Source organism: Bacillus sp. FSL L8-0193 (genome assembly GCF_037976065.1).
Taxonomy (GTDB): Bacteria; Bacillota; Bacilli; order Bacillales; family Bacillaceae; genus Bacillus; species Bacillus paralicheniformis.
In genome coordinates, this window is the sequence record NZ_CP150261.1 from 74,751 (window position 1) to 97,500 (window position 22,750).

Consider the following 22,750-nt stretch of genomic DNA (forward strand, 5'->3'; position numbering starts at 1 on the left):
CGTTATAATGGCAAGCAACGAATAAACGAGTGGGAGATGAGAGCATGGAAAAAGCGGAAAGAAGAGTGAACAGCCCAATAGCTGGACCTGTTGTTCAAAAATTGTATTCATGGATTGGCAGCACGACGAAGCTTGTAATGCAGCATTTATATTCCCTCTTTTTTTATAAAGGGCTGATCTATATGATCATCGGTTTTTTATTGGGACGAGCCTTCATTCTGTCAGAGGTCATTCCCTTTGCCCTTCCATTTTTCGGAGCGATGCTTTTAATTAAAAAAGATAAAGCTTTTCTTGCATGCCTGGCACTTCTTGCCGGGGCTCTGAGCATATCGCCTCAGCATTCGCTGTTCGTGCTTGCGGCTCTGTTTGCATTTGCGATATGTTCCAAAATGACGTCTCTTATTATAAAAGATCGCGTCAGAACGCTGCCTGTCGTCGTCTTTTTAGCGATGGCTGTGACAAGATGCGGATTCGTATATGCCGAATACGGAACGGTTTCGGGTTATCACTATATTATGGCTTTTGTTGAAGCCGGGTTATCGTTTATCCTCACACTGATTTTTTTGCAAAGCCTGCCGATTGTTACATCAAAGCGGGCGAAACAGTCGCTGAAAATTGAAGAGATCATTTGTTTTATGATTTTAATCGCTTCTGTTCTCACAGGTTTGACAGGCGTTTCTTTTCAAGGCATGCAGGCTGAACTGATATTGGCCCGTTATGTCGTGCTCGCTTTCGCGTTCATCGGGGGCGCGAGCATCGGCTGTACAGTCGGTGTTGTGACCGGGCTGATCCTCAGCCTTTCAAATATCGGCAATTTATATCAGATGAGCCTGCTGGCTTTTTCAGGCCTTCTCGGCGGTTTGTTAAAAGAAGGAAAAAAGTTCGGTGCTGCGGTCGGCTTATTGATCGGATCTCTATTGATTTCTCTGTACGGAGAAGGTTCAGCTGAACTTGTGCCGACGCTTTATGAATCACTGATTGCAATCGGTCTGTTCCTTTTAACCCCTCAGTCGATTACGAAAAAAGTGGCTAAGTATATACCGGGAACGACTGAACACGCTCAGGAACAGCAGCAATATGCAAGAAAAATCCGCGATGTCACCGCGCAGAAGGTCGATCAGTTTTCGAGTGTTTTTCACGCATTATCCGAAAGCTTCGCTACCTTTTATCATTCGGTTCCGGATGATGAAGGAAAAGAAAAAGAGATCGATCTGTTTTTGAGCACTGTAACAGAACACTCCTGCCAGTCCTGTTATAAAAAAAACAAGTGCTGGGTTCAGAACTTTGATAAAACATATGACTTGATGAAACGAGTTATGCAGGAAACAGAAGAAAAGCAATATTTTAAAAACCGCAAGCTGAAAAAGGAGTTTCATCAGCACTGCTCCAAATCAAAGCAAGTAGAAGCGCTGATGGAAGACGAGCTGTCTCATTTTAGGGCAAACCAGACATTAAAACAAAAGGTGCATGACAGCAGGCGTCTCGTCGCAGAGCAACTGCTCGGGGTTTCTCAGGTCATGGCGGACTTTTCTCGGGAAATAAAAAGGGAGAGGGAGCAGCATTTTATTCAAGAAGAACAAATTCGGGATGCGCTGCAGCATTTCGGCATTGAAATTCAACAAGTCGAAATTTACAGCCTAGAGCAGGGAAATATCGATATCGAAATGAGTATCCCGTATTGCAACGGCCACGGGGAGTGTGAAAAAATCATCGCTCCGATGCTGTCCGATATTTTGGAAGAACAAATTATCGTCAAAGCGGAACAGTGCGCCGGCCATCCGAATGGATATTGTCATGTTGCTTTCGGTTCGGCGAAGTCATACAGGGTGGTGACGGGAGCCGCACATGCAGCAAAAGGAGGAGGGCTTGTCTCCGGCGACAGCTACAATATGATGGAGCTCGGCACCGGCAAATATGCGGCCGCCATCAGCGATGGTATGGGAAATGGCGCAAGGGCCCATTTTGAAAGCAATGAGACGATCAAGCTGTTGGAAAAGATTCTTCAGTCGGGCATCGACGAAAAAGTGGCGATTAAAACGATCAACAGCATTCTTTCATTAAGGACGACAGATGAAATATATTCGACATTGGATTTATCGGTCATCGATCTTCAGGATGCGAGCTGCAAGTTTTTGAAAATCGGCTCCACCCCGAGCTTTATTAAAAGAGGCGATCAGATTATCAAAGTGCAGGCCAGCAATCTGCCGATCGGCATCATTACAGAATTCGATGTTGATGTAGTCAGCGAGCAATTAAAAGCGGGAGACCTTTTGATCATGATGAGCGACGGAATCTTTGAAGGGCCTAGACATGTTGAAAATCATGATCTGTGGATGAAGCGTAAATTGAAATCTCTGAAAACCGAGGAGCCGCAGGAAATCGCCGACTTGATCATGGAAGAAGTGATTCGGACAAGGTCGGGTCTGATTGAGGACGATATGACGGTGATTGTTATCAAGCTGGACCATAATACGCCAAAGTGGGCCTCCATTCCGGCGCCGTCTTTTTTCCAAAAGAATCAAGAGATTTCTTAGCCTTCGTATAAATCAAATTTCTTCTGGCGATGATGGAACTAAATCAAGATATCTTTGTCCAGGAGGAATAAAAACGATGAAAAAGGGGCACTTGAATCAAATCCTGCTTTTGACGGACGGCTGTTCAAACCGCGGCGAAGACCCGCAGGCCATGGCCGCCTTTGCGAAGGAGCAGGGAATTACCGTGAATGTGATTGGGATTATGGACGAGCATGAAATGGATCAGGAGGCGATGAAAGAAGTTGAAGGGATCGCCCTCGCAGGCGGGGGAGTTCACCAGGTTGTTTACGCGTCGCAGCTGTCGCAGACTGTTCAAATGGTGACAAAAAAGGCGATGACGCAAACCCTTCAAGGCGTTGTCAATAGTGAGCTCAAACAAATTCTCGGCAAGCATACCGAAATGGATGAACTGCCTCCTGATAAACGCGGTGAAGTTATGGAAGTCGTAGATGAGCTCGGCGAGACCGTACATCTTCATGTATTGGTTCTTGTCGATACAAGCGCGAGCATGAATCCGAAGCTGCCGACTGTTAAAGAAGCATTGATAGACCTTTCCATCAGTCTCAATTCAAGAATCGGCGAAAATGAATTTGCGATGCTTATATTTCCCGGGAAAAAACAAGAGGTCGAGCTTGTGCTTGATTGGACCCCGAAGTTTGAATCTCTTTCTTCAATATTTTCCAAGCTTTCAGCCGGCGGCATTACGCCGACAGGACCCGCAATACGAGAGGCGATTCAGCATTTTAACAAAATCGGCTCAAGAAGGAGAATGTTAGAAGACGATGAAAAACACTTCGACGAGTTTGGCGGCTAGTCTAAAGCCGGGTGCAGCCGTTGTTGGAAAGTGGAACAATCATTCCTACAAGATCATCAGACAGCTTGGAAAAGGGGCGAATGGCGTTGTATATCTGGCCGATTCGGGAAAGGGCCGCGTTGCATTAAAAGTGAGCGATGACAGCCTGTCCATTACCTCGGAAGTGAATGTTCTGAAATCTTTCTCAAAGGCCCAGGCAAAAGCAATGGGGCCTTCTTTTTTTGATGTGGATGACATGATGGTTGCGGGTGCGGGCAAAAAACTTTCATTTTATGTCATGGAATATATTGAAGGTCCGCTTCTTTTAAGATATGTAAACGAAAAAGGCGAGGAATGGATACCGGTGCTAATCAGCCAGCTTCTCTCAAGTTTGTCGGCCATTCATCGCGAAGGATGGGTGTTTGGAGATTTAAAGCCCGAGAATTTAATCGTGACGGGCCCGCCGCCGCAAATCCGCTGCATTGATGTGGGCGGGACGACAAAAGAAGGCCGGGCAATCAAGGAATATACAGAGTTTTTTGACAGAGGCTATTGGGAATTTGGAACCCGTAAGGCTGAGCCTTCGTATGATCTGTTTTCAGTCGCCATGATTATGGTGAACTGTGCGGTGAAAAAAGAATTTAAAAAGACAGCAAGACCTCAGGAACAGCTTATGTCAGTCATCGACGGACAGCCGTTTTTAAAGCGGTATAAGCCGGTTCTTGCTTCTGCTTTAAAAGGAAGCTATCGAACAGCTGATGAAATGAAGGGAGACCTCCTGGCAATCGGACGGCCGGCCAGAATGCAAAGCAGCCGCCAGTCGAGAACCGCCCGCTCTTCATCGGCATCCGCCCCGTCTCAAGGCCCGCGGCATAAGCGGGGGACGCCTCAGCAGCAAATGTTAAGAAGCGGGCGCAGAAAGCAAAGAAACAGTTCTAAATCCGGCGGTGTTTTTGAAACGCTGCTGATCGTCGTAAGCGTTCTTGCCCTTTACTTTGCGTATATCGTTCTCTTTTTTATTTAGCTCTGCTTTGCTGGCGGATAGCTCTTCTTTGCAGGGACCGATTGAAAGTGTTAGGATATTTATATCTTTTGAAATACACCCTGCTCTTAGTGGGAGGACATTGTGAAAAGTATTGAAGATTTCATGAGAAAATACGAACTGTCATTTGATGGAGCGACACTGGTTGCAGGCGTCTCCGGCGGGCCTGATTCGATGGCGCTGCTGCATGCTCTGCAACGTACGGTTCCTGCCTCGGCGACGCTGATTGCCGCACACGTCGATCATATGTTCAGAGGCGAAGAGTCTGAGCATGATATGCGGTTCGTTCAGGACTACTGCGAGGCGGAAGGCATACAATGCGAGGCGGTGCAAATCGATGTCCAGACATTTGCCGCGGAAAACAATCTGAATAAACAGGCTGCTGCGAGAGAATGCCGGTATGCGTTTTTTCAAGAATTAATGAAAAGGCGCCGGGCTGAATACCTGGTTCTGGCTCATCATGGCGATGATCAGGTGGAAACGATGCTGATGAAGATGGCAAAAGGCACTGTCGGGCTCGGGCTTGCTGGAATTCAGCCAAAGCGCCGTTTTGACAGCGGCTGGCTGCTTAGGCCGTTTCTAAGGCTGTCAAAGGATGATCTTTTGGCTTACTGCAAAGAGAATCGAATACCGTATAGAACCGATCCGAGCAACAGTGAGGATGATTACACAAGGAACCGGTTCAGGCACCATGTTCTCCCTTTTCTGAAGAAAGAGTCGGAAGATGTCCATAAAAGGTTTCAATCCGTCAGTGAATTCCTGACAGAAGACGAATTATACTTACAGGCATTAACGAAAGACAAAATGAATACAGTAATCACAAGCAAGTCAAGTTCCGGTGTCGAAATCAGCATCGATCGGCTTCTTGCGCTCCCTATGCCTTTACAAAGAAGGGGAGTTCATCTAATATTAAACTATCTTTATGAAAACGTTCCATCAGCGTTTTCAGCCCATCATATTCAAGTGTTTCTGGATTGGATTTCACAAGGTGGACCATCCGGTTCCCTTGATTTTCCGAATGGGCTAAAAGTTGCAAAATCTTATCATACATGTTTGTTTACATTTCAGCGTTTACAATGTGAAAATGTTTCCTATCATTATGAAATAAGCGGGGCAGACGAAGAAGAACTGAAGCTTCCCGACGGCTCCTCCCTTCATGTGAGCGGACCCGGTTCAACCCGGAAGCTGCAAGGAAACGATGTTTTTGCAACAAGTCCCAAGCAGGTTCAATTCCCCCTTTATGTACGGACAAGGCAAAACGGAGACCGAATCAAACTTAAAGGGATGAACGGCTCAAAAAAGGTTAAAGATATATTTATTGATGAAAAAGTGCCTCTTGCGAAAAGAGACAGCTGGCCCATTGTAACAGACGCGGTTGGAAACATTATTTGGATACCTGGTCTGAAAAAAACCATTTTTGAGGAACTTGATGTTACAAACAATGATCGCATTGTATTACAATATAGACAGCATGAAAAGTGTAGGGGGCTAGCAAAGAATGAAACAGGATATTGAAAATATCTTGATCTCAGAAGAAGAGATCCAAAAGAAAGTCAAGGAGCTGGGCGCAACTCTGACAGAAGAGTACAGCGGCAAGTTTCCGCTGGCAATCGGTGTGTTAAAGGGAGCCATGCCGTTTATGGCTGATCTTTTGAAGCATATTGATACATATTTGGAAATGGATTTCATGGATGTATCAAGCTACGGCAGTTCAACGGTTTCTTCCGGAGAGGTAAAAATCATTAAAGATTTGGACACATCTGTAGAGGGCCGTGACATCTTAATTATTGAGGATATCATCGACAGTGGGCTGACCTTGAGTTATCTTGTAGAGCTTTTCCGATACCGCAAAGCAAAATCGATTAAGATCGTAACCCTTCTTGATAAACCAAGCGGACGAAAAGCGGATATCAAAGCGGATTACGTCGGCTTTGAAGTTCCCGATGCATTCGTTGTCGGATATGGTCTCGATTATGCTGAACGCTATCGTAACCTTCCGTACATCGGAGTGCTGAAACCTGCGGTTTATGAGAGCTGATTCGGGCTTGTTAGCGAAAGGGATATCTGTTGTATTGGAACGATTTTCTATGATACTATTGAACATAGTTGTGCTTACTGTGGGAGGAGGTAAGGAATGAATCGGGTCTTCCGTAATACCATTTTTTATTTACTTATTTTATTAGTTGTGATCGGAGTTGTGAGCTACTTCCAAACCGCAAATCCGAAAACAGAAAATATGACGTATAGTGACTTTGTTTCAAACCTAGATAAAGGGAAGGTTGAAAATGTCTCCATCCAGCCTGTCAGGGGCGTGTACGAGGTTCGGGGACAGCTGACGACCTATGAGAAAGATCAATATTTCCTGACCCATGTTCCTGAAGGAAAAGGGGCAGATCAAATCATTGATCAAGTGAAAAAAACGAAGATACAAGTAGAACCTGCACAGGAAGCAAATGGATGGATGACGTTCTTTACCACCATCATCCCTTTTGTTATTATCTTCATTCTTTTCTTCTTCCTGCTTAATCAGGCTCAAGGCGGCGGAAGCCGTGTTATGAACTTTGGAAAAAGCAAGGCGAAGCTCTATACAGAAGAAAAGAAGCGCGTCAAATTCAAAGATGTGGCAGGAGCGGATGAAGAAAAGCAAGAGCTTGTGGAAGTCGTTGATTTCCTCAAGGATCCCCGCAAGTTCGCTGAACTCGGAGCAAGGATTCCGAAAGGCGTGCTTTTGGTCGGACCTCCGGGTACCGGTAAAACATTGCTGGCGAAAGCTTGTGCCGGAGAAGCAGGGGTGCCTTTCTTCAGCATCAGCGGTTCTGACTTCGTTGAAATGTTCGTCGGGGTTGGTGCATCACGTGTTCGCGACTTATTCGAAAACGCTAAGAAAAATGCACCGTGTCTGATTTTCATCGATGAAATTGATGCTGTCGGACGCCAGCGGGGAGCAGGTCTTGGTGGAGGGCACGATGAACGTGAACAGACGCTCAACCAGCTTCTTGTTGAAATGGACGGATTCAGCGCCAATGAAGGAATCATCATTATCGCTGCGACAAACCGCGCCGATATTTTAGACCCTGCATTGCTGCGTCCGGGACGTTTTGACCGTCAAATTACAGTTGACCGCCCAGATGTTAAAGGCCGTGAAGCTGTACTTCAAGTACACGCAAGAAACAAGCCTCTTGATGAATCCGTAAACTTAAAAGCGATCGCGATGCGGACGCCTGGATTCTCAGGTGCAGATCTTGAAAACCTTTTAAATGAAGCGGCTCTCGTAGCAGCGCGTCAAGATAAGAAAAAGATCGATATGCGAGACATCGATGAAGCGACAGACCGCGTCATCGCCGGACCTGCAAAGAAAAGCAGGGTCATTTCGAAAAAAGAACGCAATATCGTGGCTTATCACGAGGCGGGACACACTGTAATCGGACTTGTCTTGGATGAAGCGGATATGGTGCATAAAGTAACGATCGTACCGCGCGGCCAAGCGGGCGGATACGCCGTTATGCTTCCTAAGGAAGACCGTTATTTCCAAACCAAACCCGAACTTCTCGATAAGATCGTCGGCTTGCTTGGAGGCCGTGTAGCTGAAGAGATCATCTTCGGTGAGGTCAGCACGGGTGCCCATAACGACTTCCAGCGCGCTACAGGCATTGCCAGACGAATGGTAACTGAATTCGGTATGTCTGAAAAGCTCGGTCCTCTTCAATTCGGACAATCGCAAGGCGGGCAAGTGTTCTTGGGACGCGATTTCAACAATGACCAAAACTACAGCGACGCGATTGCGTATGAAATCGATAAAGAAATTCAGCGCTTCATTAAGGAATGTTATGAACGTGCAAAAACAATCCTTACTGAAAATCGCGACAAACTTGAGCTGATCGCTCAAACATTGCTGGAAGTTGAAACGCTCGACGCTGAGCAAATCAAACATTTGTCTGAGCACGGAAGACTTCCTGATCGCACATATTCGGATGATCAGGAAAAGACAGACGATGTGAAAGTCAACATCAATAAACGAGATGACGAAGAAAAAAACGAGGATGAGAAAGAGTAACGACTCATTTCCGCCTCTTCAGGAAAACTGCCAAGCTCTGCTTTTGGCAGTTTTCTTTTTTTATGGTTAAAAAACCTCTTTGGAAAATCTTTGTTCACTACGATTTGATTCGTTTACAAACAGAATCGGCATCGTGTATTGTATGATGGTAGAATGTTTTATGCCCAAGTAAGAGAAACTAGTCAAAAGTGGTGATCAGAATGTTGCTTGTTATAGATGTGGGAAATACAAACACCGTCCTTGGCATCTACCACGAAGGAGAGCTCGAATATCATTGGCGGATTGAGACAAGCCGCCATAAAACGGAAGATGAATTCGGCATGCTTCTTCGTTCTTTATTTGATTATGTCGGACTGATGTTTGACCAGATCGAAGGAATTATTATTTCATCAGTTGTACCTCCGATCATGTTCTCCCTCGAAAGAATGTGTATTAAATATTTTCAGATCGAGCCTCAGATTGTCGGTCCGGGAATGAAAACAGGATTAAACATAAAATACGATAATCCGAAAGAAGTCGGAGCAGACCGCATTGTAAATGCAGTGGCGGCTATTCATCTCTATGGGAGCCCCCTGATTGTCGTTGATTTTGGAACCGCTACGACGTACTGTTATATTAACGAGCGCAAGGAGTACATGGGCGGTGCGATCGCGCCGGGCATCACGATTTCAACTGAAGCGCTTTATTCGAGAGCTGCCAAGCTTCCCAGAATTGAAATTGCACGGCCCGATCATATTGTCGGCAAAAGTACGGTCAGCGCGATGCAGTCCGGAATCCTTTACGGCTACGTCGGACAGGTTGAAGGCATTGTCAAACGGATGAAATGGCAGTCCAAGAAAAATCCGAAAGTCATTGCGACGGGAGGTCTTGCTTCCTTGATAGCAGACGAATCGGACTGCATCGATATCGTTGACCCGTTCCTTACATTGAAGGGACTAGAGCTTATTTATGAACGGAATCGTGTTGAAAGTGTATAGGAGGATGAGGTATGGATTATTTAGTGAAAGCCATCGCATATGACGGCAAAGTGAGAGCATATGCAGCGAATACAACAGAAACGATTCATGAAGCCCAAAGAAGGCATAACACATGGCCTACCGCTTCCGCCGCTTTAGGAAGAACGATGACGGCGGCTGTCATGCTCGGTGCCATGCTGAAAGGCGAAGACAAGCTTACCGTCAAGATTGAAGGAGGCGGACCTATCGGCGCGATTGTCGCTGACGGAAATGCAAAAGGAGATGTCAGGGGCTACGTGTCCAATCCGCACGTTCATTTTGACTTAAATGAACACGGCAAACTGGACGTCAGAAGAGCCGTCGGTACGTCCGGCACACTAAGCGTAGTAAAAGATCTCGGTCTCCGCGATTTATTTACAGGCCAGGTTGAGATCGTTTCCGGAGAAATCGGCGAGGATTTTACATATTATCTCGTATCTTCTGAACAGGTTCCTTCTTCGGTGGGGGTAGGGGTGCTCGTCAACCCCGACAATACGATTTTAGCTGCAGGCGGATTTATCCTTCAGCTGCTGCCGGGCACGGACGATGAAACAATCACGAAGCTTGAAACAAACCTTTCTCAAGTGGAGCCCATTTCAAAGCTGATTCAGAAAGGTTTGACACCTGAGGAAGTGCTGGCTGCGGTATTGGGAGAAGAACCGGAAATACTGGAAACCGTTCCTGTCCGGTTTACATGCAATTGTTCAAAAGAGCGTTTCTCAGGAGGCATCATCGGTCTTGGCAAAGATGAAATTCAACAGATGATTGATGAAGATGGCCAAGCTGAGGCTCAATGCCATTTTTGCAATGAAAAGTATCTGTTTACAAAGGAAGAGCTTGAAGCGCTTCGAGATGAAATATAAGCCCGCTATGCAGTAGCGGGTCTTTTACAATGGGGAAAGGGGAGACACCATATTGAAATCAAGAACACTTTGGCCGATTATTTTAGGTGCGATCTTTGTCAACTGTATCGTGATCGCGTATGTTTTGACGAAATCGCAGACTGCTTCTTCACCGTCCGCTCAAGAAGTCATTGCACATATCGGAAAAAACGGCATCACGCGTGAAGAATGGCTGAGCGAAATGGAAGAGCGCTATGGAAAATCAACGCTTGAAGATATGATCAACGACCGCGTTGTTACCCAAATGGCCGAAAAAAATAAGATCAAAGTGTCTGATGAAGACATTGAAAGAGAATTTCTGCTGATTAAAGCTGTATACAATTCCTTCTACGAAGACGAAGCCACAACAGAAAAAGAATGGAAAGAGCAGATCAAGCATAATATTCTTCTAGAAGAGCTCCTGACAAAAGATATTGTCATTTCTGACAGCGAATTGAAGTCATTCTATAACAAAAATAAGGACTTATATAAATTCGATGATTCTTATCGCCTCAAGCATATCGTTGTCAAAGATAAAGACGAAGCAGAACAAGTTCTTAAAGAGCTGAAGGAAGGATCCAGCTTTGAAGCGGCCGCGGCTGAACATTCGATTGACCGGTATACGTCTCCTTACGGCGGCGACCTCGGGTTCGTCAATGATCAGCACGAAAACATTCCGGCCGAATATTTAGAGAAAGCTGAGCAGCTAAAGGAAAATCAATGGGTGGATGAACCGATTAAAACGAGCCAAGGCTATGCAATCATCCAGCTCAAAGAAAAGCTCCCGGGGCAAGCTTTCACTTACAGCGAAGTGAAAAATCAAATCAGAAGGCAGATCGCGATGGATCAATTAGGCGACAAAGCTTCGGTGAAGACACTTTGGAAAGATGCGAAAGTATCTTGGTTTTATGACGATAAAAAATAAAGATTGACAAAATATTTTGATATTGATAAATTAGATATAATCCCAATAAAATTACTCGGAAATTGAGGTGTTCAAATGGTTCGCGTTGCAAACTCTGTTTATGACTTAATCGGAAATACACCTGTCGTTAAATTAAATCGACTAGTTGATGAAGACAGTGCTGAAGTATATGTGAAACTGGAGTATATGAACCCTGGAAGCAGCGTAAAAGACCGGATTGCGCTTGCCATGATAGAAGATGCTGAAGAGAAAGGCCTTCTGAAAGAAGGAGATACACTGATTGAACCGACCAGCGGAAATACGGGAATCGGACTTGCCATGGTCGCTGCAGCGAAGGGCATCAAAGCGATTCTTGTTATGCCTGATACAATGAGTTCTGAGCGCCGCAACCTTCTGCGTGCATATGGAGCTGAGCTTGTGCTGACTCCGGGTGCTGAAGGAATGAAAGGCGCGATTAAAAAAGCGGAAGAACTGGCTGAGGAGCACGGCTATTTTATGCCTCAGCAATTTAACAACCCTGCGAACTCAGAAGTTCACCGCCGCACAACGGGAAAAGAAATCGCCGAACAATTCGGAGACGGTTTAGATGCATTCATTGCAGGTATCGGAACCGGCGGAACGATAACAGGTGCCGGAGAAGTCCTGAAAGAAAAAAATCCGTCCATCAAGATTTTCGCGGTGGAACCGACTGATTCTCCTGTTCTTTCCGGAGGAAAACCAGGTCCGCACAAAATTCAGGGAATCGGAGCGGGATTCGTTCCGAAAATCTTGAATACGGAAATTTACGATGAAATCATCACAGTGAAAAACGAAGAAGCCTTTGAATTTGCCCGTAAAGCGGCGAGAGAAGAAGGAATTCTCGGAGGAATTTCTTCGGGTGCTGCGATCTGTGCTGCTCTTCAAGTCGCTAAAAAGCTTGGGAAAGGCAAAAAAGTTCTCGCTGTTCTTCCTAGTAACGGAGAGAGATACTTAAGCACGCCTCTTTATCAATTTGAATAGGCTCCAGTTGAAACAGAAGGCTGCCGACAATGTCGGCGGCCTTTTGTTTTTCGCGGGCGAAGCCTTTTAAAAGCTCGGTCTCCTTGAGTGAACATGCTCAAGGACTTTTTTCTATATTGGAAATGAAATTCTCTTTTCCTAGAAAAAAGATATGCATTACAATAAGGACATTAGACTAACGGCAGAGGAATGATATGATGAGACAACGAAGGCCTGTAGCCAGAGCGTTCCCATTTTCCAATCAACGGTTTTTAGAGCAATTTGAAAGCCTGTCGAAAGGAAAGCAATACCGCGTTCTGCTCGAAAGTGCGAGAGGCGGAGAATACAGCATAGCCGGGCTCGACCCTGTCGCAATAGCAAAAGGGAAAGACGGCATCACGACGATTCAATACAAAGGGGACATCATATTCAAAGAGGGGGATCCGTTTCAGCAGTTTTCTCAGTGGTTTGAAACGCTGAAAACGGAGACGGTTGCAGATTTTCCCGACTTTCAGGGCGGGGCTGTCGGTTTTCTAAGCTATGACTATGCCCGATATATTGAGAAATTCAAAATCCTGTCTATCGATGATCTGCAAACGCCGGATTTATTCTTTCTCGTATTTGATGATATAGCCGTCTATGATCATAAGCAGCAGCAGCTTTGGGTGATTACCCACACCGTTGAAGAATCGCCGGCCGCTTCGGAAGAGAAACTGGACAGGCTTGAGCAAATGTGGAAGACGGAACATCCGAAGACCGCTGGCGGTCATCAAACAAATGATAATAAAAGCCCGTCATTCGCAGCTTCATTTACAGAAGCCGGCTTTTCTCAGGCCGTTGAGAAGGTGAAGCAATACATTGCAAGCGGCGACGTATTTCAGGTGAACCTTTCTGTTCGCCAGTCGGAGCGCCTGTCTGCGCCTCCTTATGAGGTATACAAAATGTTAAGAGAAATCAACCCTTCGCCGTACATGTCCTACTTGGAAACCCCGGATTTTCAAATCATCTGCGGGTCGCCCGAACTGCTCATTAAGAAAAAGGGCACCAGGCTTGAGACAAGACCGATTGCCGGGACGAGATCCCGCGGGGCGGATGAAGCGGAGGATGAAGCGCTCGCGAACGAACTGATCATGAATGAAAAAGAGCGCGCCGAACATGTGATGCTCGTTGATTTAGAGCGTAATGACCTCGGCAGGGTCTCCAAGTACGGTTCGGTCAGGGTCGATGAATTCATGGTGATTGAGAAGTATTCCCATGTCATGCATATCGTCTCTAATGTGTGCGGGGAACTAAGGGACGAATGCGATGCCGTGGATGTCATCCATGCCGTGTTTCCCGGCGGTACGATTACAGGAGCGCCGAAAGTTAGAACGATGGAAATTATAGAGGAGCTTGAGCCGACGAGACGGGGGCTTTATACTGGTTCTATAGGATGGTTCGGATATAATCAGGATATGCACTTTAATATCGTTATCCGAACGATATATGTGAAAGCGGGCCAGGCGTTCATGCAGTCCGGAGCTGGAATCGTCATCGATTCCAACCCTAAGCATGAATATAAAGAGTCAATTAAAAAGGCCCTGGCGATGAAAAAGGCGCTGCAGTTGAGTGAAGAAGAGAAAAAAGAGCAGAGGAGAGCTGAGATATGATTCTAATGATCGACAATTACGATTCATTTACGTACAATTTGGTTCAGTATTTAGGTGAGCTTGGCGAGGAGTTAGTCGTCAAGCGGAACGATGAGATCACGCTTCAGGAAATAGAGGATATGTCGCCTGACTTTTTGATGATATCTCCCGGTCCTTGCAGTCCGGATGAGGCCGGGATCAGCCTTGAAGTGATCCGCCATTTTGCCGGGAAGATACCGATTTTCGGGGTCTGTCTCGGACATCAGTCGATCGCCCAGGTTTTCGGAGGCGATGTCGTCAGGGCGGAACGGTTAATGCATGGGAAAACTTCCGAGATCTTGCACGACGGGTTGACGGTCTTTAAAGACTTGGAACATCCGCTCACGGCCACGAGGTATCATTCGTTGATCGTCAAACCGGATACGCTGCCCGGTTGTTTTGTGACATCGGCTTGGACGGAAGAAGGGGAGATTATGGCCATCAGGCATAAAGAACTGCCTATTGAAGGCGTTCAGTTCCATCCGGAGTCGATTATGACTGCCTCCGGAAAAGAAATGCTGAAGAATTTTATTGAGACTTACCGAAAGAAAGTGAACACATGATCATTTACCTGAACGGTCAATATGTGAAGGAGGAGGAAGCAAGACTTTCTCCTTTTGACCATGGTTTTTTATACGGAATCGGGGTATTTGAAACGTTCCGCCTTTATGAAGGGGAGCCCTTCCTTTTAGACTGGCATATGGACAGACTGAACAACGCTTTGGAACAGCTGAGAATTGAGCTTGAGCTGACAAAAAGCGAAGTGCTTGCCATTCTTGACAGGCTGCTTCAGTTGAATCAGCCCCCAAATCTGGATGCCAAGGTCCGGTTAAATATATCTGCCGGTCCCGGTGACTCAGGTCTTTTTCCTGATTCATACAAAAAACCCGGTGTTATGGTGATGATGAATCCTTTTCATCCTGAATCGGTTCCGGTTGAAAAGGAGGGTGTCATTTTACAGGTCCGACGCAATACGCCAGAAGGTCCGTTCCGCTTGAAATCACATCACTTTTTAAATAATCTGTTCGGAAAAAGAGAGCTCGGACCAGACGCTGCCAAAGAAGGGATTTTTCTTACCGAAGGCGGAGCTGTAGCCGAAGGGATCATTTCCAACATTTTTTGGGAAAAAGACGGTTGTGTGTATACACCTTCTCTTGATACCGGCATATTAGGCGGCGTCACCCGGCGTTATGTCATCGAGCGCCTTGCAGATATGGGAATCGAAGTTATGCAGGGGGTATACCCTTTAAAGGAGCTTCTCTTTGCGGACGAAGCATGGATGACCAATTCCGTTCAGGAAATCGTTCCATTCCGGAGAATCGGCAGCACTCAATTTCCGGGAAAGGATGGAAATTTGTCGAAACGTCTGCAAGAGGCATACACTAACGATAGAAAAGCAGCAAAAGACTATATTTCAATTAAAGGGTGAAGGATATGGCGCTTCAAACAGCGGTGCGTTCAAAGAAGTTGACCGCAAAGCAATACACATTGTCTTATGAAGATAAAACATTGATCATGGGGATTTTAAATGTGACGCCCGATTCTTTTTCAGACGGCGGAAAATATAACAGCATCGACCGCGCCGTTATTCATGCAAAGCAAATGATCGAAGACGGCGCCCATATCCTTGATATCGGAGGAGAATCAACGAGGCCGGGGGCGGAAAAGGTTTCTCTTGATGAGGAGCTGTCAAGGGTCATACCTGTAATTGAAAAACTTGTTCAGGAAATCGACGTGCCGATTTCTGTTGACACTTATAAAGCAAAAGTGGCGGATGAAGCCCTTAAGGCCGGTGCAGCGATTATCAATGATGTCTGGGGAGCAAAAGCAGACCATGACATGGCCCGGGTTGCGGCCGCTCATAATGTGCCGATTATCTTGATGCATAACCGCGAGGAACGGAATTATAAGGACTTGATCCCGGACATGCTGTCTGATTTGATGGAATGTGTGAGCATTGCAAAATCAGCAGGCGTTCAAGATCATCACATCGTACTTGATCCGGGTATCGGCTTTGCCAAAACGTATCATGACAATCTGGCGGTCATGAACCAGCTTGAGAAATTCAGCGAACTCGGATACCCGGTTTTATTGGGGACGTCACGCAAAAAATTTATCGGCCGCGTTCTGGATCTGCCGCCTGAGGAGAGGGCGGAAGGCACGGGCGCGACGGTATGCCTCGGTATTCAAAAAGGGTGCGATATCGTCAGGGTGCATGACGTCAAGCAAATTTCCAGGATGGCAAAAATGATGGATGCCATGATTGATAAAGGAGGCGTTTATCATCGATAAAGTGTATGTAGAGGGCATGGAGTTTTACGGATATCACGGTGTTTTCAAAGAAGAAAACAAACTTGGCCAAAGATTCCGCGTTGATCTGACAGCATTTCTAGACTTAAGCGAAGCCGGAAAAACGGATCGTATTGATGCCACCATTAATTATGCTGATTTGTATAAGCTGTGCAAAGAGGTTGTGGAGGGAGAGCCGGTCAACCTTGTGGAGACCCTCGCAGAAACGATTGCCGCAAAAGTGCTGAAGCATTTTGAAGCGGTTCAGGAATGCACGGTCAAAGTCGTCAAGCCTGACCCGCCTATACCGGGACACTATAAATCGGTGGCCATCGAGATGACGAGGAAACGACAATGAACAATTCGGCATATATAGCGCTCGGCTCGAATATCGGCCAGCGGGAAGAATATTTAAAAAAAGCTGTCTCTCTCCTCCATCAACATCCGTCTGTACAGGTGACAGACATCTCGTCGATTTATGAAACAGATCCTGTCGGGTATACAGACCAAGATCTATTTTTAAACATGGCTGCAGCTGTTAAAACATCTCTTTCACCGTTTGAATTGCTTGATTTGACTCAGCGTATTGAAAAAGAACTCGGCCGCAAACGCGACATCAGATGGGGGCCGAGAACTGCAGACCTTGACATTTTGTTGTATAATCGTGAAAATATTGAGACAGAGCAACTTATCGTTCCTCATCCTAGAATGCATGAACGTTTGTTTGTGCTCATCCCGCTGCTGGAGATTTATCCCGAGCTTGAGGGAGCTGTCAATCATGCGAAAAATCAAGAAGGTGTAAGAGTATGGAAGCAGAAATCTGGGGTAGACGAATTCGTGCATATCGAAAGCTGAAGGGTTATACTCAAGAAGGGTTTGCAAAAGCATTGGGTATATCCGTTTCTGTGCTTGGTGAAGTAGAACGCGGGAATCGTATGCCGTCGGAGAGCATGCTCAGGGATGTAGCCAATACTTTAAATATAACAGTGGAGGAATTATCTCCATCAGAAGAATAAGAAAGGAGGACTAAAAATGTTTAAAATCGGTGATATAGAATTAAAAAACAGGGTTGTGCTTGCGCCGATGGCCGGTGTCTGCAACTCCGCCTTCCGCTTGACGGTTAAGGAATTCGGAGCGGGTTTGGTCTGCGCCGAAATGGTCAGCGATAAAGCGATCCTTTACAATAATGCAAAAACGATGGGAATGCTTTATATCGATGAACGTGAAAAACCGCTCAGCCTGCAGATCTTCGGCGGCGAAAAAGAAACGCTTGTCGAAGCGGCGAGGTTTGTTGACCAAAACACAACTGCGGATATTATTGATATAAACATGGGATGTCCGGTGCCAAAGATTACAAAATGTGATGCAGGAGCCAAATGGCTGCTTGATCCGAATAAAATTTATGAAATGGTTTCTGCAGTAGTGGAGGCTGTTGACAAGCCGGTGACCGTAAAAATGAGAATGGGCTGGGATGAAGACCATATCTTTGCCGTTGAGAATGCGAAAGCTGTAGAGCGCGCAGGCGGAAAAGCGGTCGCTCTTCACGGGCGGACCCGCGTGCAAATGTACGAAGGAACGGCAAATTGGGATATTATCAAAGAAGTGAAGCAGTCCGTTTCAATACCGGTAATCGGAAACGGTGATGTCAAAACTCCGCAAGATGCAAAACGCATGCTTGATGAAACAGGGGTTGACGGTGTCATGATCGGCCGTGCAGCGCTGGGTAACCCGTGGATGATTTACCGTACGGTTCACTATTTAGAAACAGGCGAATTGAAAGATGAGCCGAAAGTGCGTGAGAAAATGTCTGTCTGCAAACTTCACCTTGACCGATTAATCGGACTGAAAGGCGAAAATGTTGCGGTTCGCGAAATGAGAAAGCACGCAGCCTGGTATCTAAAAGGCATAAGAGGAAACGCAAAGGTCCGGAATGAAATTAATCATTGCGAAACGAGGGATGAGCTCGTTCAGCTTTTAGACGCGTTTACGATTGAAGCCGAGGCAAAAGAGCTTCAGGATGCAAAAGTAGGATAAATCCGACCTCTGCTCACTGCCAGTTTTCACTGGCAGTTTTTCTGCTTTTTTCCTGAAAGACTAAAAGTAACGGAGTGATATATGATGAGTCATGAAGAGCATAACCATGAAGAATTAAACGACCAGCTGCAAGTCAGACGCGATAAAATGAATCAATTGAGAGAAAACGGGAAAGATCCTTTCGGGCAGCGTTTTGACCGCACCCATCAATCAACTGATCTCATTGAATCATATAATGAATTCTCAAAAGAAGAATTAGAGGAAAAAGCAATTGAAGTGACGATTGCCGGCCGGATGATGACAAAGCGTGGAAAAGGAAAAGCGGGATTCGCGCACATTCAGGATTTAAAGGGCCAGATTCAGATCTATGTCAGGAAAGACAGTGTCGGTGAAGAGCAGTACGAATGGTTTAAAAGCTCTGACCTCGGGGACATTGTCGGCGTTACAGGCGTCATGTTTAAAACGAATGTTGGCGAATTGTCTGTCAAAGCTACATCCTTTGATTTATTAACAAAAGCACTTCGTCCGCTTCCGGACAAATATCACGGATTAAAAGACATCGAACAGCGCTACCGTCAGCGTTATTTGGACTTGATCGTAAACCCGGAAAGCAAAAATACGTTTATTACGCGCAGCAAAATCATTCAATCGATGAGAAGATACTTAGATGACCACGGATACTTAGAAGTTGAGACGCCTACGATGCACGCGATTCCGGGCGGAGCGTCTGCCCGTCCGTTCATTACGCATCATAATGCGCTTGATATGCCGCTTTACATGAGGATCGCTATCGAGCTCCATTTGAAAAGGCTGATTGTCGGCGGATTGGAAAAAGTCTATGAAATCGGACGTGTATTCAGAAATGAAGGAGTTTCCACACGGCACAATCCTGAATTTACGATGATCGAACTTTACGAAGCTTATGCTGACTATAAAGATATTATGAGCTTGACGGAAAACCTTATCGCTCATATTGCACAAGAAGTGCTTGGCACTACAACCGTTCAATACGGAGATTATGAAGTTGACCTCAAGCCTGAATGGAAGAGACTTCATATGGTCGATGCTGTTAAAGAAGCCACCGGTGTAGACTTCTGGAAAGAAGTATCGGTAGAAGAAGCAAGAGCATTCGCGAAAGAACACGGAATTGAAATTTCTGAAAGCATGTCAGTAGGACATATCATTAATGAGTTCTTCGAGCAAAAAGTTGAAGAAACGTTGATTCAGCCTACTTTTATATACGGACACCCTGTGGAGATTTCTCCGCTTGCTAAGAAAAACCCTGAAGACCCTCGATTTACAGACCGTTTTGAGCTGTTTATCGTCGGCCGTGAACACGCGAATGCATTTACTGAATTAAATGATCCTATCGACCAAAAAGAACGCTTTGAAGCTCAATTAAAAGAACGTGAAGAAGGAAACGATGAAGCGCATATGATGGATGAAGACTTTGTCGAAGCACTGGAGTACGGAATGCCTCCTACCGGCGGTCTTGGAATCGGCATTGACAGACTGATTATGCTTTTGACGAATTCTCCTTCAATCAGGGACGTTTTACTATTCCCGCAAATGAGACATCGTTAAATGACATTTGGGCAGCAGCCGTGTAACAAGCGGCTGCTGCGTATTTAAAACAAATTAAATTTTTTCTCAAAAAAGTATTGCACAATCATAAATACGGTGGTATATTATTATTCGTTGCCGCAAAACGGCGGCGAAAGAAAAAAAGAACTTAAAAAAAGTTCTTGACTTAATATCCGAGATTGGATATAATATAAAAGTCGCTTTAATAATGATCTTTGAAAACTAAACAAGACAAACGTACCTGTTAATTCATTAAATAAATCGTACATGCGAATGTGCGTAGTCATTATCAAACTTCATGGAGAGTTTGATCCTGGCTCAGGACGAACGCTGGCGGCGTGCCTAATACATGCAAGTCGAGCGGACAGATGGGAGCTTGCTCCCTGATGTTAGCGGCGGACGGGTGAGTAACACGTGGGTAACCTGCCTGTAAGACTGGGATAACTCCGGGAAACCGGGGCTAATACCGGATGCTTGATTGAACCGCATGGTTCAATTATAAAAGGTGGCTTTTAGCTACCACTTACAGATGGACCCGCGGCGCATTAGCTAGTTGGTGAGGTAACGGCTCACCAAGGCAACGATGCGTAGCCGACCTGAGAGGGTGATCGGCCACACTGGGACTGAGACACGGCCCAGACTCCTACGGGAGGCAGCAGTAGGGAATCTTCCGCAATGGACGAAAGTCTGACGGAGCAACGCCGCGTGAGTGATGAAGGTTTTCGGATCGTAAAACTCTGTTGTTAGGGAAGAACAAGTACCGTTCGAATAGGGCGGTACCTTGACGGTACCTAACCAGAAAGCCACGGCTAACTACGTGCCAGCAGCCGCGGTAATACGTAGGTGGCAAGCGTTGTCCGGAATTATTGGGCGTAAAGCGCGCGCAGGCGGTTTCTTAAGTCTGATGTGAAAGCCCCCGGCTCAACCGGGGAGGGTCATTGGAAACTGGGGAACTTGAGTGCAGAAGAGGAGAGTGGAATTCCACGTGTAGCGGTGAAATGCGTAGAGATGTGGAGGAACACCAGTGGCGAAGGCGACTCTCTGGTCTGTAACTGACGCTGAGGCGCGAAAGCGTGGGGAGCGAACAGGATTAGATACCCTGGTAGTCCACGCCGTAAACGATGAGTGCTAAGTGTTAGAGGGTTTCCGCCCTTTAGTGCTGCAGCAAACGCATTAAGCACTCCGCCTGGGGAGTACGGTCGCAAGACTGAAACTCAAAGGAATTGACGGGGGCCCGCACAAGCGGTGGAGCATGTGGTTTAATTCGAAGCAACGCGAAGAACCTTACCAGGTCTTGACATCCTCTGACAACCCTAGAGATAGGGCTTCCCCTTCGGGGGCAGAGTGACAGGTGGTGCATGGTTGTCGTCAGCTCGTGTCGTGAGATGTTGGGTTAAGTCCCGCAACGAGCGCAACCCTTGATCTTAGTTGCCAGCATTCAGTTGGGCACTCTAAGGTGACTGCCGGTGACAAACCGGAGGAAGGTGGGGATGACGTCAAATCATCATGCCCCTTATGACCTGGGCTACACACGTGCTACAATGGGCAGAACAAAGGGCAGCGAAGCCGCGAGGCTAAGCCAATCCCACAAATCTGTTCTCAGTTCGGATCGCAGTCTGCAACTCGACTGCGTGAAGCTGGAATCGCTAGTAATCGCGGATCAGCATGCCGCGGTGAATACGTTCCCGGGCCTTGTACACACCGCCCGTCACACCACGAGAGTTTGTAACACCCGAAGTCGGTGAGGTAACCTTTTGGAGCCAGCCGCCGAAGGTGGGACAGATGATTGGGGTGAAGTCGTAACAAGGTAGCCGTATCGGAAGGTGCGGCTGGATCACCTCCTTTCTAAGGATATTATACGGAATATAAGACCTTGCGGTCTTATAGACAGGTGCGTTTAGATCTTGTTTAGTTTTGAAGGATCATTCCTTCAAAACGTGTTCTTTGAAAACTAGATAACAGTAGACATCACATTCAATTAGTAAGCAAGATATCACGTAGTGATTCTTTTTAACGGTTAAGTTAGAAAGGGCGCACGGTGGATGCCTTGGCACTAGGAGCCGATGAAGGACGGGACGAACACCGATATGCTTCGGGGAGCTGTAAGCAAGCTTTGATCCGGAGATTTCCGAATGGGGAAACCCACTGCTCGTAATGGAGCAGTATCCATATCTGAATTCATAGGATATGAGAAGGCAGACCCGGGGAACTGAAACATCTAAGTACCCGGAGGAAGAGAAAGCAAATGCGATTCCCTGAGTAGCGGCGAGCGAAACGGGAACAGCCCAAACCAAGAGGCTTGCCTCTTGGGGTTGTAGGACACTCTGTACGGAGTTACAAAGGAACGAGGTAGATGAAGAGGTCTGGAAAGGCCCGCCATAGGAGGTAACAGCCCTGTAGTCAAAACTTCGTTCTCTCCTGAGTGGATCCTGAGTACGGCGGAACACGTGAAATTCCGTCGGAATCCGGGAGGACCATCTCCCAAGGCTAAATACTCCCTAGTGACCGATAGTGAACCAGTACCGTGAGGGAAAGGTGAAAAGCACCCCGGAAGGGGAGTGAAAGAGATCCTGAAACCGTGTGCCTACAAGTAGTCAGAGCCCGTTAACGGGTGATGGCGTGCCTTTTGTAGAATGAACCGGCGAGTTACGATCCCGTGCAAGGTTAAGTTTGAAAAGACGGAGCCGCAGCGAAAGCGAGTCTGAATAGGGCGCATGAGTACGTGGTCGTAGACCCGAAACCAGGTGATCTACCCATGTCCAGGGTGAAGTTCAGGTAACACTGAATGGAGGCCCGAACCCACGCACGTTGAAAAGTGCGGGGATGAGGTGTGGGTAGGGGTGAAATGCCAATCGAACCTGGAGATAGCTGGTTCTCTCCGAAATAGCTTTAGGGCTAGCCTCAAGGTAAGAGTCTTGGAGGTAGAGCACTGATTGGACTAGGGGCCCCTACCGGGTTACCGAATTCAGTCAAA

The 22,750-nt window shown here is 46.5% G+C and carries 19 protein-coding genes and 2 rRNA genes (1 of these 21 running past the window's edge); all 21 read left to right on the forward strand.

Going from position 1 to position 22,750, the window contains the following annotated elements:
* The first annotated feature begins 44 nt into the window (after nt 1–44).
* Complete coding sequence (gene spoIIE, locus MHH76_RS00410; protein WP_020449819.1) at nt 45–2,534, forward strand: stage II sporulation protein E; 2,490 nt, start codon at nt 45–47, stop codon at nt 2,532–2,534.
* A 76-nt stretch (nt 2,535–2,610) separates the two neighbouring features.
* The gene (locus MHH76_RS00415; protein ID WP_020449820.1) at nt 2,611–3,348 is read left to right on the forward strand and encodes a VWA domain-containing protein; all 738 of its coding nucleotides are present in this window, start codon (nt 2,611–2,613) and stop codon (nt 3,346–3,348) included.
* Entirely contained in the window at nt 3,317–4,351 is a 1,035-nt protein-coding gene (locus tag MHH76_RS00420; RefSeq protein WP_020449821.1) for a serine/threonine-protein kinase, read from the forward strand. The genes MHH76_RS00415 and MHH76_RS00420 overlap by 32 nt, the downstream gene beginning before the upstream one ends.
* A gap of 102 nt (nt 4,352–4,453) precedes the next feature.
* Nucleotides 4,454–5,884, forward strand: a complete 1,431-nt coding sequence (gene tilS, locus MHH76_RS00425; RefSeq protein WP_020449822.1) for a tRNA lysidine(34) synthetase TilS — start codon at nt 4,454–4,456, stop codon at nt 5,882–5,884.
* A complete protein-coding gene (hpt, locus tag MHH76_RS00430; RefSeq protein WP_003178236.1) occupies nt 5,868–6,407 on the forward strand; it encodes a hypoxanthine phosphoribosyltransferase in 540 nt (179 codons plus the stop codon). The genes tilS and hpt overlap by 17 nt, the downstream gene beginning before the upstream one ends.
* Before the next feature lie 96 nt (nt 6,408–6,503).
* Nucleotides 6,504–8,423: an ATP-dependent zinc metalloprotease FtsH gene (gene ftsH / locus MHH76_RS00435; RefSeq protein ID WP_020449823.1), complete on the forward strand. Its 1,920-nt coding sequence runs from the start codon at nt 6,504–6,506 to the stop codon at nt 8,421–8,423.
* Between the two features lie 200 nt (nt 8,424–8,623).
* On the forward strand, nt 8,624–9,400 hold the full coding sequence (locus MHH76_RS00440) for a type III pantothenate kinase (RefSeq protein ID WP_003178242.1): 777 nt from the start codon (nt 8,624–8,626) through the stop codon (nt 9,398–9,400).
* Nucleotides 9,401–9,411: 11 nt separating this feature from the next.
* The gene (gene hslO, locus MHH76_RS00445) at nt 9,412–10,281 is read left to right on the forward strand and encodes an Hsp33 family molecular chaperone HslO (protein ID WP_020449824.1); all 870 of its coding nucleotides are present in this window, start codon (nt 9,412–9,414) and stop codon (nt 10,279–10,281) included.
* A 52-nt stretch (nt 10,282–10,333) separates the two neighbouring features.
* Nucleotides 10,334–11,224, forward strand: a complete 891-nt coding sequence (locus MHH76_RS00450; protein WP_020449825.1) for a peptidyl-prolyl cis-trans isomerase — start codon at nt 10,334–10,336, stop codon at nt 11,222–11,224.
* Nucleotides 11,225–11,299: 75 nt separating this feature from the next.
* A complete protein-coding gene (cysK, locus tag MHH76_RS00455; protein ID WP_020449826.1) occupies nt 11,300–12,223 on the forward strand; it encodes a cysteine synthase A in 924 nt (307 codons plus the stop codon).
* A 197-nt stretch (nt 12,224–12,420) separates the two neighbouring features.
* Nucleotides 12,421–13,851 carry an anthranilate synthase component I family protein gene (locus tag MHH76_RS00460; RefSeq protein ID WP_041817136.1) on the forward strand — a complete coding sequence of 477 codons (1,431 nt, stop codon included), beginning with the start codon at nt 12,421–12,423 and terminating at the stop codon, nt 13,849–13,851.
* Nucleotides 13,848–14,432, forward strand: a complete 585-nt coding sequence (pabA, locus tag MHH76_RS00465) for an aminodeoxychorismate/anthranilate synthase component II (protein WP_020449828.1) — start codon at nt 13,848–13,850, stop codon at nt 14,430–14,432. The genes MHH76_RS00460 and pabA overlap by 4 nt, the downstream gene beginning before the upstream one ends.
* On the forward strand, nt 14,429–15,298 hold the full coding sequence (pabC, locus tag MHH76_RS00470; RefSeq protein WP_020449829.1) for an aminodeoxychorismate lyase: 870 nt from the start codon (nt 14,429–14,431) through the stop codon (nt 15,296–15,298). Before pabA ends, pabC begins: the two co-directional genes overlap by 4 nt.
* A gap of 5 nt (nt 15,299–15,303) precedes the next feature.
* Complete coding sequence (gene folP, locus MHH76_RS00475; protein WP_020449830.1) at nt 15,304–16,161, forward strand: dihydropteroate synthase; 858 nt, start codon at nt 15,304–15,306, stop codon at nt 16,159–16,161.
* On the forward strand, nt 16,154–16,516 hold the full coding sequence (folB, locus tag MHH76_RS00480; protein ID WP_023855968.1) for a dihydroneopterin aldolase: 363 nt from the start codon (nt 16,154–16,156) through the stop codon (nt 16,514–16,516). Before folP ends, folB begins: the two co-directional genes overlap by 8 nt.
* Nucleotides 16,513–17,013, forward strand: a complete 501-nt coding sequence (gene folK / locus MHH76_RS00485; protein WP_020449832.1) for a 2-amino-4-hydroxy-6-hydroxymethyldihydropteridine diphosphokinase — start codon at nt 16,513–16,515, stop codon at nt 17,011–17,013. The genes folB and folK overlap by 4 nt, the downstream gene beginning before the upstream one ends.
* Complete coding sequence (locus MHH76_RS00490; protein ID WP_031304995.1) at nt 16,965–17,174, forward strand: helix-turn-helix transcriptional regulator; 210 nt, start codon at nt 16,965–16,967, stop codon at nt 17,172–17,174. Before folK ends, MHH76_RS00490 begins: the two co-directional genes overlap by 49 nt.
* A gap of 16 nt (nt 17,175–17,190) precedes the next feature.
* On the forward strand, nt 17,191–18,192 hold the full coding sequence (gene dusB, locus MHH76_RS00495) for a tRNA dihydrouridine synthase DusB (RefSeq protein WP_020449833.1): 1,002 nt from the start codon (nt 17,191–17,193) through the stop codon (nt 18,190–18,192).
* An 84-nt stretch (nt 18,193–18,276) separates the two neighbouring features.
* A complete protein-coding gene (lysS, locus tag MHH76_RS00500; protein WP_026578986.1) occupies nt 18,277–19,776 on the forward strand; it encodes a lysine--tRNA ligase in 1,500 nt (499 codons plus the stop codon).
* 295 nt (nt 19,777–20,071) lie between these two features.
* A 16S ribosomal RNA gene (locus MHH76_RS00505) occupies nt 20,072–21,621 on the forward strand.
* A gap of 170 nt (nt 21,622–21,791) precedes the next feature.
* A 23S ribosomal RNA gene (locus MHH76_RS00510) occupies nt 21,792–22,750 on the forward strand (it continues 1,971 nt past the right edge of the window).
* The 16S and 23S rRNA genes sit together here, the layout of an rRNA operon.